The following is a 15,144-nucleotide window of genomic DNA, read 5'->3' as shown; positions in this document are numbered from 1 at the left end:
GATTAACGCCGTGGCAAGCTTCTCTCCCCGACACACCAGGCGTGCCCCCGGACGCCGCCGGCTCGTCAATGCAAACACGTGAAAAAGCCACAATAGGTTGTCCGCATCCCTTTCATTGCATAGGCTTGCGCGACTGTTTGCCCGCGAAACAAGCGAGCCGTCTCGAGGAGAATGAAAATGGGCCTGAATAATCAGTGGATGCAGCGCGATCTCGCGGTCCTGTGGCATCCCTGCACCCAGATGAAAGACCACGAACAACTGCCGCTGATCCCGATCAAGCGCGGCGAAGGCGTGTGGCTCGAAGACTTCGAAGGCAAACGTTATCTCGATGCAGTCAGCTCCTGGTGGGTCAACGTTTTCGGCCATGCCAACCCGCGGATCAACCAGCGGATCAAGGACCAGGTGGATCAACTGGAACATGTGATCCTTGCCGGCTTCAGCCATCAGCCGGTGATCGAACTGTCCGAGCGCCTGGTGAAAATGACTCCGGAAGGCCTGACCCGGTGCTTCTACGCCGATAACGGCTCGTCGTGCATCGAAGTCGCGTTGAAAATGAGCTTCCACTACTGGCTCAACCGCGGGCAGCCGAACAAAAAGCGCTTCGTCACCCTGACCAACAGCTACCACGGCGAGACCATGGCCGCGATGTCGGTAGGCGATGTGCCGCTGTTCACCGAAACCTACAAGGCCCTGCTGCTGGACACCATCAAGGTGCCGAGCCCCGACTGCTACCTGCGCCCCGAGGGCATGAGCTGGGAAGAACACTCGCGCAACCTGTTTGCCGCGATGGAGCAGACCCTGGCGGAAAACCACGACACGGTCGCGGCGGTGATTATCGAACCGTTGATCCAGGGCGCGGGCGGCATGCGCATGTATCACCCGGTGTACCTGAAACTACTGCGCGAAGCCTGCGACCGTTACGGCGTACACCTGATCCACGACGAAATCGCCGTCGGTTTCGGCCGTACCGGCACGATGTTCGCCTGTGAACAGGCCGGTATCCGTCCGGACTTCCTGTGCCTGTCCAAGGCCCTGACCGGTGGCTATCTGCCGCTGGCGGCCTGCGTCACCACCGACGACGTCTACAGCGCCTTCTACGATGACTACCCGACCCTGCGCGCCTTCCTGCACTCCCACAGCTACACCGGCAACCCGCTGGCCTGTGCGGCCGCGCTGGCGACCCTGGATATCTTCGAACACGACAACGTCATCGAGAACAACAAGGCCCTTGCCCAGCGCATGGCTTCGTCCACCGCGCACCTGGTGGACCACCCTAACGTCTCGGAGGTGCGCCAGACTGGCATGGTACTGGCCATCGAAATGGTCCAGGACAAGGCCAGCAAGACCGCCTACCCATGGCAGGAACGCCGTGGCCTGAAAGTGTTCCAGCATGCGCTGGAGCGCGGTGCGCTGTTGCGCCCGCTGGGTAGCGTGGTGTATTTCCTGCCGCCCTACGTGATCACCCCCGAGCAGATCGACTTCCTCGCCGAGGTCGCCAGCGAAGGCATCGACATCGCCACCCGCGACAGCATCAGCGTGGCCGTGCCGAAGGACTTCCATCCGGGGTTCCGTGATCCGGGTTAAGCCCTGTCGATGACCCACTGTGGCGAGGGAGCTTGCTCCCGCTGGGGCGCGAAGCGGCCCCAAAACCTGCAACCGTGTTTCACCGGTTAAAACGCATCCGCCGGGTTATGGCTGCTTCGCAGCCGAGCGGGAGCAAGCTCCCTCGCCACAAAAACCCGTTCCCGCAAATCAGTGTCAAGCTACATCCGACTTTTTACAGAGAACAGAAATGAGACTGTCCCGCTTCTTTATCGACGCCCCCTTGAGCCTCGGCGAGCATGAATTGCCCGAGGCCCAGGCGCATTACATCAGCCGCGTGCTGCGCATGGCCGAAGGCGATGCCCTGCAAGTGTTCGACGGTTCTGGCCAGGAATTTCGCGGCATCCTGGCAGAAGTCGGCAAGAAGCGTGTACGGGTAGCGTTGACGGAAAGTTTCGCCGGGCAAATCGAGTCGCCGCTGCAGATTCACCTGGGCCAAGGCTTGTCCCGGGGTGAGCGAATGGATTGGGCGATTCAGAAAGCCACGGAGCTGGGGGTGAGTGAAATCACGCCGATCTTCAGTGACCGCTGCGAAGTGCGGCTCAAGGACGAACGCGCCGACAAACGCCTACAGCACTGGCGCCAGGTCGCGATCAGCGCCTGCGAGCAATGTGGGCGCTCGCGGGTGCCAGTGATCCATCCGCCGATGCTGCTGGCAGACTGGATCAAGCAGGTCCCGGCCGAGCTGAAACTGGTGCTGCACCCGGTGGCAGAGCCATGGGCCAGCCACGCCAAACCCGCGACCCTGGCATTTCTGATCGGCCCCGAAGGTGGCTTGTCGGACGCCGAAGTGGAGCAGGCCAAGGCTGGCGGTTTTCACGCCGCACGCCTCGGCCCTCGCGTGTTGCGCACCGAAACTGCGCCGGTAGTGGCGCTGGCGGTAGCACAACAGCTATGGGGCGACTTCTAAGCCCGCAGGCTGCGATCTCTTGATCTGAAAATCACTGCACCGGATCACTCGTCGGCTTGGCAATGATCGCCTTGAGTTCGCTGGTCATCGGGAACTCAAGGTTCAAGCCTTTTGGCGGGATCGGCTGTTCGAACCAGCGCTGGTAGATCCCGTTGATTTCCCCTGAGCTGTACAGCTCGCCCAGTGTCGAATTCACCAGTGCGAGGAACTGCGGATCGTCCTTGCGCACCATGCAGCTGTAGATTTCCCGCGACTGCTCTTCCCCGACCACCACCCACTTGTGCGGATCGCGAGCCTTGGCGCGCTCGCCATAGAGCAACGCGTCGTCCATGTAAAACGCCGCCGCCCGACCCGATTGCAGCATCTGGAAGGCTTCGCCGTGATCCTTGGCGCTGATCACGAACATGTCGATCTTGTGGTCGACGTTGTAGCTCTTCAGATAGCGCTCGTTGGTGGTGCCGGCGGTGGTCACCACGTTCTTGCCGCGCAGGTCGGCGAAGCTCTTGACCCCACTGTCGTTGGCGGTCAGCAACTGGCCTTTGACATAGATAAAGCCGTAGGAAAACGCCACCTGCTTTTGCCGCTCAGCGGTCACGCCGGTCGAGCCACATTCCAGGTCGACCGTGCCGTTCTGCACCAGCGGAATGCGGGTTTGCGAGGTCACCAGGTTGTATTTCACCTGGAGCTTGGGCACCGCGAGCTTCTGCTGCACACGCTCGACTATCTTGCTCGCCAGGTCCACCGAGTAACCCATCGGTTGACCCGAGTGATCACCCACGTAGGAGAACGGTACCGACGCATCGCGATAACCCAGGGTAATGCTGTTGGCGCTGGCAATCTTGCTCAGGGTGGGGCCCAGCGGGGCTTCTTCAGCCTGCACTTGAGTGCCGAGCAACACGCCTAAGGTGCAGCCGAGCAACGTGATTTTTTGCATTGTTATTCTCCGTTGTGGGTGATGGATTACTTAGCGGCGGGCCGCGATAACGCTGATTTCGACTCGCACCTGCGGGCGGGCCAGCTCGGCCTGCAAGGTCGTGCGGCTCGGTGCCTGGCCAGGCGACAACCAGGCAGACCAGACGTCATTCATCGCCGCGAAATCCTCACCGATATCCTTCAGGTAAATGGTCGCGCTGAGCAGATGATCCTTGTCGCTGCCCGCCTCGGCCAGCAGCGCGTCGATTTTTTCCAGCACCTGGCGAGTCTGGCCAGCGGCATCGCTGGCATCACCCGGCACCTGGCCGGAGAGAAACACCAGGTCACCAAAGGTCACGGCAGCGGACAAGCGTGGATTGGTCTGGATACGGCTGATGGTCATCGGATAGTCCTTCTCTTGGGTAATGGTTTCAGGCCGCACGGGGCGTAAAGCCCTGCAGGTCAATGGAGGGGCGGCGCTGGCCGATCAGCTCACTGAGCAACTGCGCGCTGCCGCAGGCCAGGGTGAAACCCAGGGCGCCATGACCGAGGTTAAGCCACAGGTTGCAATACGCCGTTGCGCCCAGCAGCGGCACGCCGTTAGGGGTCGCCGGGCGCATGCCGGCCCACTCGATGGCCTGCTCGTAGTCGCCGGCATTGGCAAAGGTGTCACGCGCCTGGCGTTTGATCAGGGCCAGGCGCTTGGGGTCCAGCGCCGGGTCAAAACCGACGATGTCGACCATGGCCGCCACCCGCAGTTGCTCGCCAATGCGGGCGTAGACGATCTTGCGGTCATAGTCGGTGATGCTCAGGTCCGGAGCCCGGTGTTGGGCGCCGATCGGCACGGTCAGGCTATAACCCTTGAGCGGATACAGTGGCAGGTGCACCCCAGGCAGCGCCAGCAGTGGACTGCGATGGCCAGCGGCGATTACCAGATGTTCCACTGGCAGCACTTCATCCCCCAGTTCGATTGCGCTCACCACGCCATTGGCCTGGCGAATGCCGGTCACGGCCTGGCCCAGACGGAACTCGCAACGGCCTGAGGCCCGTAAACGCGCCGCCAGTTGCTGGCAAAAGCCATGGCAGTCACCGACTTCCTCATCCGGGGTGTAGATCGCACCAACAAAGGGTGCATCGGCCAGTGCCGGGTCCAGGCGGGCGCACTCGGCGGGCGACAGCACCTGTTGTTGCTGGGGGTCGGCCAGCTTGTGGCGGGCATGCTCAAAACTGGCAGCCTGGCGGAAGGTCACCAGCTTGCCGTTACGCCGCCAGTGGAAACCGTCCAGGGCATCGGCGTCGCGCCAGGTTTGCAGGGTGGACTGGCTGAACAACGCCAGGCGCAACAGATGGGCTGCGTTGGCGCGGTTGACCGAGGAACGGCAGGCCCCCAGGAAGGACGCCATCCAGCGCCACTGCGCCGGGTCGAAGCGTGGACGCAGCTTCAACGGTGAGTCACCGCGCAGCATCCAGCCAATGGCCTGCAACGGCACGCCGGCATCGGCCAGGGGCGCCACGTAGCGGTAGGACAACTGGCCGCCATTGGCAAAGCTGGTTTCGCTGCCCAACGAATCCCGCGCCTCGACCAGGGTCACCTCAACGCCATCGCGCACCAGTGCGTAGGCCGTTGCCAGGCCGATTACGCCGCCGCCGATGATGCATACACGCTGAGCCATGTCAGTCCTTAATCGTGGTTGAGACGAGCCCGAGGTTAGAGCCAGGTGACAGGCGCCGAACAATGAATAAAGATGGTCATCCCATAAACAAAGGTTATGGACTCGCCATGCGCCTTCGCCACATCGAAATTTTCCAGGCCATCCGCCAGACCGGCTCGGTCAGCGCTGCCGCGCAATTGCTGCACGTCTCCCAACCCGCCGTGACCAAGGTGCTGCAACACGCCGAGCAGCACCTGGGTTTCCCGCTGTTTCTGCGGGTACGCGGCAAACTCCAGGCCACCCCGGAGGCGCTGGAACTGGAGCGTGAGGTCGACAAGGTCACCGAAAGCCTGCAAGGGGTTCGACGCCTGGCCCAGAGCCTGCGCCGCGAGCCGGGCCACAGTCTGCGGATCGGCGCGACCCCGGCCCTGGCCCTGTCGTTGTTGCCCCCGGCCATCCATGAGTGGACGCAACGATATCCGGAGATCGCCTGCGAGCTGTCCAGCGCCCACAGTCGCGAGTTGGTGCAAAACCTGCTGATGCGTGAAATCGATGTCGCCCTGACCCTGCAACTGCCCGATCACCCGGGACTCAAGGCCCAGGCGCTGGCCAGCGGGGTGTTGGTGGCGCTGGCGCCGGCCGGTTACTGGCCCCTGGAAGAAGAAGGCCAGCCGCTGCCGCTGCAGGCCCTGGCCGATGCGCCGCTGATCGGGCTATCCAGTGCCGATCCACTGTCGGCCCGGCTCGACAGTTACCTCAAGGCCGTCGAGCCGCCACCCCGGATCAGCATCGCGGTGCAGACGTATTCATTGGCCAGGGCGATGGTTGAATCCGGGGCCGGCCTGACCGTGATCGATCCCTTCACCGCCCTGGGCGCCTCGCCCGGGACTACAGCCATCCGCCCACTGGCGCCGGCGCTGCCGATCACCCTGTACGCGGTGACCCGCGCGACAGAACCGCCACCGCACACCCTGAACGAGCTACTGACGATCTTCAGCAACCGCGCGCAGGAGCAACTGGACAGGTTGGTCGGGCGGGCGTAGTTACGCCGCGAAAACGCGGTCCCTGCCCCCAGCAATCAGATCACATAAAGCGCAATCGCCACGAAATGCAGCAGACTGCCGGTGATCACAAACAGGTGCCAGATCCCGTGGGCATGGCGCAACCGGCTGTCGAGGGCGAAAAAAATGATGCCGACGGTGTAAAACACTCCGCCGGCCGCCAGCCAGGCGAACCCCGTGGTGCCCAGTGCGGCAATCAGCGGCTTGACCGCCACCAGCACGATCCAACCCATCACCGCGTAGATCACCAGCGACAGGATCCGCGCCTCGGAGCGCGGCTTGATCTCTTGCAGCATGCCGATCACCGCCAGCGCCCAGACAATCCCGAACAGCGACCAGCCCCAGGGTCCGCGCAGGGTCACCAGGCAAAAAGGCGTGTAGCTGCCGGCAATCAGCAGGTAGATCGACAGATGATCGACCTTCTGCATGATCACCTTCGCCCGTCCGCGCACGCTGTGATAGACCGTCGACACGCTGTACAGCACCAGCAAGGTCACCCCGTAGATCGCCACGCTGACGATCTTCCAGGGACTGCCATCGAGACTGGCCACCACCAACAACCAGACCACCCCGACAAACGCCGCAACCGCCCCGAACAAATGGCTCCAGGCGTTGAATCTTTCTCCGTGGTACATGGGCCTCTCACCTCGAAATCACAAAAACAGCGTGCAAGGCCAAGGCCGACATCGCAGTTCAGTTAGGTGAACGCGGAGCTTTTTTGTAGGAGCGAGCTTGCTCGCGATGGACGTTAACGATGACGCGTACTGCCTGAATAGCGCATTGTTTTTGAGTTCATCGCGAGCAAGCTCACTCCTACAAAGCTCCGCGTTCACTTACCTGAACAGCATTGCCCCAATCGGCTGTAGCGCCAAAGGGTTTTCACCCAACAAGTTGATCTTTTCCTGTTGCGCGACCTGCAGCACGGAGCTGTTGCCCGCAACCAACTTGCCGGCCCAGTCCTCAGGGGTATAGAGCGTCGGATTAAGCGCGAGAAATTCCATGCTCCACGAGCAATCCCGTCCCCACCAACGCATCCAGCGCCAGCAAGTCGGGGATTTTTTGCTACTTGATCGACGACTTGTACCGCTGCCTGTTCCAATGCACACAGCGGCACGTCGACGTAGCTCAACTGGCTGTCGAGCTTGCACGGGATGCCCTGGAACAGCAGGGCAAGGAACCTGAGGTTGGCCCGTCCGCTCAGGGTGTTGAGGATGACGATGCGGGCACGTTCACCGATCAAGGGTTTGCTGTCGTGGAGCTACCTTAGGAGCGTTGGGTGTGTGGTATCAATCAAGCACGGAGACAGATCATTACGCTCAGAGTAGTAAAACGCTAATCACCGAAACAGCCTGATATCATCCATTTGATCGGCAATCCCCCTGCGTTCCCAATAAGGAAGCCCATGCTGTAGGTCAGTCATTTTAGACGGAGAAAAGCTAATTTTGACTTGTGTCGCATAGTAGGCAAGATGTTGAATTTGCTTGTGCACTTCTACTCTTAGCTCGTGTTGCTTGTTAAATGAGCCAAACCCATCAGGCAAATCAGGAATAACCCCATATTCTTTTCGTAATTTTGAAAATTCCTCCAAACTATATCTATTGGATGGAACAAACCCCTCCATAAACCTACGCAGCCCCGGAGCCATCTCCAGCTCGTCTGCATACTCGCGAATAACCTCGCCGGAAAGAATTTTAAGTTTCTTAGGTCCACCCCCAGAACCCTTATGATCAATCGACTTCGCTACGTAATCCCGCCTCAATTTCGAAAGCTTTACTTGCTGCCCACGACTCAAATCCCCACTTACTCCTTGATCGGAGTATTTCACTCCTGGGAAAATGCCCTGAAAAGAATTACCTTTTGCTCGCGCAGCTGCAGACAAGTGATTTACTTGACGTGTAGTTAAATTAAACCATGCAACATTCCCCGTTGGATCACTCCTATTTACTGGATCCCCCAAACAATAGGCGTATGGATTTAACCCACCTTTATCAAACGGACTCAAACTGTCGGGACTATTAAAACGCATCAACACTGGATTAAATGCTCGATATCCATTACCCAACAGATAACATCCTGTGAAGAGGTCGCGCCGTTCACCATTGAAACCCAGCATACTGGTCAATCCGCTTTCCGGGTGCAAATGACCATAAGGCGTGTAGGTAATTGGATGTTGCAGGCGCTTGCCCATTATGCGCATTACCGAGCGCAGCCTGTCCGTGACCAACAAATCAGTTTGCACACTTTCACCCTGACGCAACTGTTGCGCTAACAGTTGATCACCCTGCTGCACTATCGAGCATTGAGAAAGTCCCTGGATCTCTGTAACCAGCCGGCCATTGCAATAGAAACGCTGGCACCCCTCTTTCTCCAAAGGTTTCAAGCCAACAAGACGATCCAACGGATCATATTCATAACGACAGCAAATAGAATCCTGTTGAAGAAGCATTGTAGGAGCTCCCTTGAACCCTTGGATGCACGACCTCCAGAATCGTTGATCGCGTTGGACTTGTCTACTATCAGAACTGATAGGTACAGCAGCCTTAAGGTGTTGGGAAATCGAACGAATTAACATACTCGAAAATTGTGTGAACCCTGTATCCGTTCAACTGTATGTTATCGACGGCTGAATCAAGCCCGCTCGCGATGGGCCCGGTCAAGTCAACCCGGCAGTCACAAGCAACTCCTCCAGCGCCAGCAAATCGGGGATTTTTGCCACCTGGTCAGCGACTTGTACCGCCGCCTTTTCCAGGGCGCAGAGCGGCACGTCGACGTAGCTCAACTGGCTGTCGAGCTTGCAGGAGCGCGGGATGCCTTGAACCAGCAAGGCAATGAACTTGAGGTTCGGCCGGCCGCTCAGGGTGTTGAGGACGACGATGCGCGCGCGCTCGCCGATGACGGTTTTCTGGCCGCAGGCCGATTCGAAGCTCAGCAGCGGGATCTTGCGGTCACGCCAGTTCACCTGCCCCAGGTACCAGGGCGGCGAGTCGAGGTCGAAGGTCCCGGGTTGGTAGTCGATCAGTTCGGCCACCGCGACGTTGGGCAGGATCAACGTACGATCGGCCAGGGACAACAACAGCCCGATGAGATGGCTGGAGCGGTGTTCAAGCATGGGTTTTGCTCCATAAGGCGATGCTTTCGAGCAACATCGATTCCTGATACGGCTTGCCGAGGTAATCATTGACGCCGATGGCCATCGCCCGGTCGCGGTGCTTCTGACCGGTGCGAGAAGTGATCATGATGATCGGCAGGTGCTGCAAGCGCGGGTCGTTGCGCACTTGCATGGCCACTTCGAAGCCGTCCATGCGCGGCATTTCGATGTCCAGCAGCATCAGGTCGGGCATGTGCTCTTCCAGCACCAGCATGGCGTCCACCCCGTCCTTGGCGGTCAGTACGTTCATGCCGTGGCGTTCCAGCAGCCGGCTGGTGACCTTGCGCACGGTGACCGAGTCATCGACCACCAGCACCAGCATCGAACGCTGGGGCTCTGTCTCAGCGCTGGATGACGGCCGCCGTTGCTGTGCCGGTACGTGCGCCTGCATCGCCCGCAACGGTGCCAACAGGTCGAGAATCAGCACCACCCGGCCGTCGCCAAGAATGGTCGCGCCGGACAAGCCCTGCACCGCGGCAAACTGCGGGCCGAGACTCTTGACCACAATCTCCCGGGTCCCCGCCGTCGCGTCGACCTGTACCGCGATATGCCGCTCGTTGCACTGCACCAGCAGCACCGGCAACGGCAGGCTCTGGCCCAGGAGTTTCGGGCGGACACTGGTTTTCAGCAACTCGCCCAGATAACACAGCTCGTAACGCTGCCCCGCGTACTCGTACTGAGGCGGATCAAGCTGGTAGTGAGCATCCAGCTCGTTGGGCAGCACGCGCACGATGCCTTCGATGGTGTTCAACGGGATGGCGTACTGATCCTCAGCACACTGCACCATCAAGGCCCGGTTGACCGAGACGGTGAACGGCAGGCGAATGCGGAAATGCACACCTTTGCCAGCGGTCGAGTCGATGCTCATCGAACCACCCAGTTGCCGCACCTCCTCGTGGACCACGTCCATGCCGACACCACGCCCGGAGATCTGGGTGATTTTCTCGGCCGTGGAAAACCCGGGCTGCAGAATGAACTGCAACACATCACGGTCGCTGATGTCGCTGTCGGGGGCGAGCAGGCCTCGCTTGATCGCCTTGCGTCGGACAGCGTCCAGCGGCACGCCGGCACCGTCGTCACGGATATCGAAAATAATGTCCCCGCCCTCACGGGACAGGTCCAGGGTAATCAGGCCTTTCTCGGGCTTGCCGGCGGCGCGGCGCACCTCGGCGGACTCCAGGCCATGGTCGACGGCGTTGCGCAGCATGTGCTCCAGCGGTGCGGCCATGCGCTCCAGGACATTGCGGTCCATCTCGCCCTCGGCATTGCCGACGACGAACTCGACGTCCTTGCCCAACTCGCTGGAGACCTGCCGCACGATGCGCTTGAGGCGTGGCAGCATGCGCTCGAACGGCACCATGCGCGTGCGCATCAGGCCTTCCTGTAGCTCGGTGTTGATCCGCCCCTGCTGCTGCAGCAGGTTCTCGGCGTCTTGGTTGCGCCGCTCGAGGGTTTCCTTGAGGTCGAGCAAGTCGGAGGCGGACTCGAACAACGCCCGCGACAGCTGCTGCAACTGCGAGTGGCGGTCCATTTCCAGCGGATCGAACTCTTCGTAGCCCAACCGCTCGGCCTCGACCTGCTGCCGACTGAGAATCCGTCCCTGGGTTTCGGTGTCCAGGCGCCGCAGTTGATCGCGCATGCGCTCGAGGGTGGTTTCAATCTCGCCCAAGGTCACTCGGGCATCGTTGACTTGCTGTTCGATACGCCCGCGAAAGATCGAAGTCTCCCCGGCCAGATTCACCAGGTCGTCGAGCAGTTCGGCGGACACCTTGACCATGTCGGCGCCGGTCTCCGCTTGCGGCACGGGCGGCTCGGGCTTGTTCACCGGCACCGCCTCGACCACCTTCGCCGAATGCTCGCCCGCGATCGGGTGACTGAAGCCCTTGATGGCCTCGATCAGGCTCTCGGCCGGTTGCACCGGCTGACCGGCACGGGAGGCGTCGAGCATCTGTGCCAGTCGATCATGACTGCGCTGCAACAACCCGAACAGCTCGGTAGTGGCCTGTAGCAGACCGGTCGACAGGCCTTCGTATAAAAATTCGAGCTCATGGGCCAGGTCGCCAATCGGGGCGATTTCGACCATCCGCGCACCGCCCTTGAGGGTGTGCAGGTCGCGCAGCAGGGTTTCCATTTCCTGACGGTTTTGCGGGTCCGCCTGCCAACGCGTCAACGCCGCACCGGAGCTGTCGATGATGTCGAACCCTTCCTCGAGGAAGATTTCCAGCAATTCCGGATCGTGATTCGCCGCATCCTGTGCAAGCGCAGGCTCGTCCGGTTCGACGGGGCCAACACTGTGTTGGCGCCACTGCTCAATGGCCTCGATCAGCGCCGTGCAATCACCCAGTGGCTGCTGCTCGTGCAGTTGCTCCAGCAGTTGCTCCAGGCGGTCGTGGCTGCGCTGCAACAACAGCGCCAGCTCGGCGCTGTAGCTGAAACGCCGATCCACCAGCCCCTCATACAAGCTTTCCAACTCATGGGCCAAGTCACCAACCGGCCCGACCTCGGCCATCCGCGCCCCCCCCTTGAGGGTATGCAGGTCGCGCTGCAACGACGACAAGGGCGCGCCGTTCTCAGGGTCAGCCAGCCAGCGCTGCAAGGCTTGCCCGGCACTGTCCAGAATATCCACGGCCTCTTCGAGGAAGATCGAGACCATTTCATCATCGGTGTCGAGCGCCGCAGCCGGGTCCTGTTCCAGCCCGGACATGGCGCTACCCAGCTCGGTGATGCTCAGGGTGCGGCCACCCTCGCTACGAATCAGGCCCAAGGAGGAAGGATCAAGGCCTTCACCGAGCAAATCACGCAGGGCGCGCACCCGCGCCGGCTGATGGCTGACTTCCTGGCCGGCGGCCAGTTCGTCGAGCATGTTGATCAAGGCTTCGTGAGCACTTTGCGCCTCGAAGAAAAACCGCTCGCTGACGGCAAGGCTGCTTTCTTCCACCGCGCCGTAAAGGTCGAGCAAGGCTTCGCACAGCTCATCCACCGGGTGCAGATCGGCCAGATGGGCGCCCTCTCCCAGCGTGGTCAGCTCATCCAGCAACGCACTGAGTTCCTGTCGTTCGCCGGGATGCTGCTGCCAGCGTTTCAACAGGCTTTCGGCATCCAGCAGGATATCCATGCCCTGGGCCAGGAAGTTATTGATCAGCTGCGGATCACGCTTGATTCGAAGGCCCGTGTTCGGGGAGTTGAGTACGGCTTCCAGGCGTTCGGCAAGCAGTGCCCGGGTGCGTTCGATCAACCCTTGTGCACCTTGAATGGCCTGCAGCGGGTCGTTCTTCAACTGCTTCAAGCCTTGGCGCAACAACCCCTCGGCCTCCAGCAGCAACTCGACCTCATCCAGGTCCAGTGCAATCAGGTGCGCCTTGTACTCGCGGGCCAACTGATCCAGTGGCGCCGCCAGCTCGGCAATCGGCAGTACGCCGGCCACCGATGCACTGCCCTTGAGGGTGTGCAACGCGCGCTGTAATTCGTCACTGGCCTGCAGGGGCACATGTTCTGCGGCCTGGTCGAGAAAGCGGTTGAGACTGGCGAGGTGGCTTTGCGCTTCGTTGCGAAAGATCTCCAGCAATTGCGGGTCGGCCGAGACCGCACCCGGATCCGAGGCCACAGCCCCCCTGGCCAGACTGTGGGCTCGGGCGGCCAGGCGGTCGACATCGTCACGCTGGCGCTGGGCATTGCCGGCGAACTCGGCCACCAGTTCCGGCAGCAGTTGCAACACGTCACGCAACAGGTCCTGCACCTGTGGAGCGGGTTCGACACTGTGTTCCAGCACCCGATTGAGCAGGTTTTCCACGGCCCAGGCCAGCTCACCCAGTACCAGTGCGCGAACCATGCGCCCACTGCCTTTCAAGGTGTGGAACGCCCGCCGCAATTCGCTCAGGGCCGAGGTGCTATCGGGATTGGACGACCAGCGCGGCAAGTACTCGCGCAGGATGTCCAGCACCTCGTCGGTCTCCTCGAGGAACACTTCCCGCAGCTCGTCATCCACCGGTGCTTCGTCGCTCGGCGGCGGCAGCAGACTGCCCGGCGTTATCAGGGCCGGCGGGTTGACGGCCGACACCGGGCTGGCCAGCACGTCGGCCAGCGACTGCACGGTCTGAGGGTCGGACAGCGCCTGCAGATCCGCCATCAGGTGCGGGTCGTCGGAGTCGAGTACCTCATCGAGCACCGGCACATGAACGTCGCAGGGCAAATAGCCGAGCGCCGCCAGGCTTTGCTCGGCTACATCGAGCAACTGCTCACCGAGGGCTTGCGGGTCTTCGTTCAAGCGCTCCAGGTAATACTCGATGCTGGTGATGGCATCGGCCAGGCTGTCGAGCTGCTGCCAGTGCGGCGGGGCCTGATCCACCAACAGATGTTCGCGAATGTAGCTGTTGCAGGCTTCCAGCAGGCTCGCCCCACGGCTCAGCGGGATCATCGCCAGCGCCCCCCGGACCTGGGTCAGCAAGGCTGGCAGCGGTTGCAACAGCTGCCGGTCCCACTCGGCGTCGATGTAGTCAACGATCATGTCCTTGGCCTGCTGCAGGCAGAGCCGGGCTTCCTTGATAACGATCTGGTGAATCTGGGTCAGGTCGGTGGTTGGCAAGCGACTCTCTTCGCGGCTTTCCTCGACAATGCCCACCATGCCGGCCAGGGTCGCCTCGACATAGAGCAAGGCGCCGGCGACGTCCATCAGGATCGCGTCGTTCGGTTCGCGCTGGCCCTGCGCCAGACTCTGGACCACCGCCAGTTGATCAATGATGACCTTGCGCGGCTGACCGAAACCGAGCACCGCCAAGGTGTCGGCGATTTGCCGCAACGGAGCCAACAAGCTGTTGAGGTCCGAGGTGTGCTGACGGTCGCTGCGCACGAACAGGTCCAGGCGCTCCTTGACCCGCACCAGTTCCTCGCACAGCGCGGCCAGCACCGAACGCATGGCGTCACGGTCAGGTCCGGCCAGGCGTGCGCGCTCTTCATCGACCACGGCACTGTCAGGCAAGGCATCATCGAGTCCGTAACGATCTTTCAGGGTTTGCATCTGTGCGCTGGGGTACTGCGCCTTGGCGATATAAAACAGCAGGCTCTTGAGCAGTTCAGGCGGGGCGGGCTGATTGATGCCCGGCATCCCTTGCTCAAGCAGGCGCTTGAACTCCTTGTCGGCTTCCTTGAACAAACTGCGCAGTGCCGGGCTGTTGCCGATGCGACCGTCGGTCATGCCTTCGACCAGGGCCGAAGCCACTTGCCACAGGGGGCTGAGCGGAGCATCGCCGCACAGTGCCTCAAGACGGCTGAAGACCTTGGCCAGATAACCGAGATTGGTCCCATCGTCCTGTTCGCGCAGCAAACCGACCAAGCCCATCTGCAGCATTTGCCGCACCTTGCGCAGGACGTTCGGCAAGTCCTCGGGCGCAAGCAGCGCCAACTGCGCATCATCCAGCGCCGGTAGATCCTGCAGTTGCGGACTGAACAGGCTGGTTTCCGATAACAGGCTTTCGCCACGGGCGCTGCGCAGGTCATTGATCAGTGGCAACACCACCAACGGCAAATCGCGGCGGGCACTGTGCACGCGATCCAGGTAGATCGGTAGCTGGCCAAGGGCCTGTTGCAGCAGGCGAATGGCCTCCTGACGATGGCTCACGCTACCTCGCAGCAAGGCGGCGGCCAGCTGTTCCATTTCCTCGGCGAGCAAGGCCGCGCCGTAGAACTCGACCATCTGCAAACTGCCGTGAACCTGATGTATGTCTGTCAGGCACTCTTCGAGCGCGTGCATGGCCTGCGGGTCCTCGACCAGATTGTCGAGGGCAAAGTAGGCCTGTTTCAGCGTTTCGGCAATTTCGCCCTTGACCCACTCAAGGGCCACATAGTCGTGCCGATCACCCATAA

11 protein-coding genes and 1 pseudogene are annotated in these 15,144 nt (G+C 61.2%); 3 read left to right on the top strand and 9 right to left on the bottom strand.

Annotated features, from left to right (window positions below; translation table 11 throughout):
- Nucleotides 1-177: 177 nt before the first annotated feature.
- Both AC3WQN_RS04580 and AC3WQN_RS04575 read left to right on the top strand, forming a co-directional pair.
- Nucleotides 178-1,584 carry an adenosylmethionine--8-amino-7-oxononanoate transaminase gene (locus tag AC3WQN_RS04580; protein WP_103398831.1) on the top strand — a complete coding sequence of 469 codons (1,407 nt, stop codon included), beginning with the start codon at nucleotides 178-180 and terminating at the stop codon, nucleotides 1,582-1,584.
- A 208-nt stretch (nucleotides 1,585-1,792) separates the two neighbouring features.
- A complete protein-coding gene (locus AC3WQN_RS04575; RefSeq protein ID WP_103398830.1) occupies nucleotides 1,793-2,512 on the top strand; it encodes a 16S rRNA (uracil(1498)-N(3))-methyltransferase in 720 nt (239 codons plus the stop codon).
- A 31-nt stretch (nucleotides 2,513-2,543) separates the two neighbouring features.
- Here AC3WQN_RS04575 and AC3WQN_RS04570 read toward each other — a convergent pair whose 3' ends face one another.
- From AC3WQN_RS04570 to AC3WQN_RS04560, 3 genes are read right to left on the bottom strand one after another with little or no spacing between them, the layout of a single operon-like run.
- Entirely contained in the window at nucleotides 2,544-3,446 is a 903-nt protein-coding gene (locus AC3WQN_RS04570; RefSeq protein WP_103398829.1) for a transporter substrate-binding domain-containing protein, read from the bottom strand.
- Between the two features lie 30 nt (nucleotides 3,447-3,476).
- Entirely contained in the window at nucleotides 3,477-3,827 is a 351-nt protein-coding gene (locus AC3WQN_RS04565; protein ID WP_103398828.1) for a RidA family protein, read from the bottom strand.
- Between the two features lie 28 nt (nucleotides 3,828-3,855).
- Nucleotides 3,856-5,097 carry a D-amino acid dehydrogenase gene (locus AC3WQN_RS04560; protein WP_103398827.1) on the bottom strand — a complete coding sequence of 414 codons (1,242 nt, stop codon included), beginning with the start codon at nucleotides 5,095-5,097 and terminating at the stop codon, nucleotides 3,856-3,858.
- Nucleotides 5,098-5,204: 107 nt separating this feature from the next.
- Here AC3WQN_RS04560 and AC3WQN_RS04555 point away from each other — a divergent pair, with 107 nt between their 5' ends.
- Nucleotides 5,205-6,119: a LysR family transcriptional regulator gene (locus AC3WQN_RS04555; RefSeq protein ID WP_103398826.1), complete on the top strand. Its 915-nt coding sequence runs from the start codon at nucleotides 5,205-5,207 to the stop codon at nucleotides 6,117-6,119.
- 35 nt (nucleotides 6,120-6,154) lie between these two features.
- Here AC3WQN_RS04555 and trhA read toward each other — a convergent pair whose 3' ends face one another.
- The 6 genes and pseudogenes from trhA to AC3WQN_RS04525 form a co-directional block, all read right to left on the bottom strand.
- Nucleotides 6,155-6,772 (bottom strand): PAQR family membrane homeostasis protein TrhA, encoded by a 618-nt coding sequence (gene trhA, locus AC3WQN_RS04550; RefSeq protein WP_103398825.1) that lies wholly within the window; start codon nucleotides 6,770-6,772, stop codon nucleotides 6,155-6,157.
- Nucleotides 6,773-6,970: 198 nt separating this feature from the next.
- On the bottom strand, nucleotides 6,971-7,138 hold the full coding sequence (locus AC3WQN_RS04545; RefSeq protein WP_158248594.1) for a hypothetical protein: 168 nt from the start codon (nucleotides 7,136-7,138) through the stop codon (nucleotides 6,971-6,973).
- Nucleotides 7,119-7,383: pseudogene (locus tag AC3WQN_RS04540) on the bottom strand (chemotaxis protein CheW); the annotation flags it as partial. The pseudogene AC3WQN_RS04540 and the gene AC3WQN_RS04545, both read right to left, overlap by 20 nt.
- A gap of 90 nt (nucleotides 7,384-7,473) precedes the next feature.
- The gene (locus AC3WQN_RS04535; RefSeq protein ID WP_103398824.1) at nucleotides 7,474-8,583 is read right to left on the bottom strand and encodes an RHS repeat-associated core domain-containing protein; all 1,110 of its coding nucleotides are present in this window, start codon (nucleotides 8,581-8,583) and stop codon (nucleotides 7,474-7,476) included.
- A gap of 207 nt (nucleotides 8,584-8,790) precedes the next feature.
- Nucleotides 8,791-9,246, bottom strand: coding sequence for a chemotaxis protein CheW (locus tag AC3WQN_RS04530; RefSeq protein ID WP_103398823.1), 456 nt, complete (start codon nucleotides 9,244-9,246; stop codon nucleotides 8,791-8,793).
- Nucleotides 9,239-15,142, bottom strand: a complete 5,904-nt coding sequence (locus AC3WQN_RS04525) for a hybrid sensor histidine kinase/response regulator (RefSeq protein WP_103398822.1) — start codon at nucleotides 15,140-15,142, stop codon at nucleotides 9,239-9,241. The genes AC3WQN_RS04530 and AC3WQN_RS04525 overlap by 8 nt, the downstream gene beginning before the upstream one ends.
- Nucleotides 15,143-15,144 lie beyond the last annotated feature (2 nt).

It is taken from the genome of Pseudomonas sp. FW300-N1A1 (assembly GCF_058789115.1).
The sequence above is the reverse complement of the archived record's forward strand: the minus strand, read 5'-3'. Positions and strand labels throughout refer to the sequence as shown.

Bases quoted from the DNA above. Each gene is read 5' to 3' on its own strand.
- AC3WQN_RS04580 (WP_103398831.1), top strand. From the start codon at position 178: ATGGGCCTGAATAATCAGTGGATGCAGCGCGATCTCGCGGTCCTGTGG.
- AC3WQN_RS04575 (WP_103398830.1), top strand. From the start codon at position 1,793: ATGAGACTGTCCCGCTTCTTTATCGACGCCCCCTTGAGCCTCGGCGAG.
- AC3WQN_RS04570 (WP_103398829.1), bottom strand. From the start codon at position 3,446: ATGCAAAAAATCACGTTGCTCGGCTGCACCTTAGGCGTGTTGCTCGGC.
- AC3WQN_RS04565 (WP_103398828.1), bottom strand. From the start codon at position 3,827: ATGACCATCAGCCGTATCCAGACCAATCCACGCTTGTCCGCTGCCGTG.
- AC3WQN_RS04560 (WP_103398827.1), bottom strand. From the start codon at position 5,097: ATGGCTCAGCGTGTATGCATCATCGGCGGCGGCGTAATCGGCCTGGCA.
- AC3WQN_RS04555 (WP_103398826.1), top strand. From the start codon at position 5,205: ATGCGCCTTCGCCACATCGAAATTTTCCAGGCCATCCGCCAGACCGGC.
- trhA (WP_103398825.1), bottom strand. From the start codon at position 6,772: ATGTACCACGGAGAAAGATTCAACGCCTGGAGCCATTTGTTCGGGGCG.
- AC3WQN_RS04545 (WP_158248594.1), bottom strand. From the start codon at position 7,138: ATGGAATTTCTCGCGCTTAATCCGACGCTCTATACCCCTGAGGACTGG.
- AC3WQN_RS04535 (WP_103398824.1), bottom strand. From the start codon at position 8,583: ATGCTTCTTCAACAGGATTCTATTTGCTGTCGTTATGAATATGATCCG.
- AC3WQN_RS04530 (WP_103398823.1), bottom strand. From the start codon at position 9,246: ATGCTTGAACACCGCTCCAGCCATCTCATCGGGCTGTTGTTGTCCCTG.
- AC3WQN_RS04525 (WP_103398822.1), bottom strand. From the start codon at position 15,142: ATGGGTGATCGGCACGACTATGTGGCCCTTGAGTGGGTCAAGGGCGAA.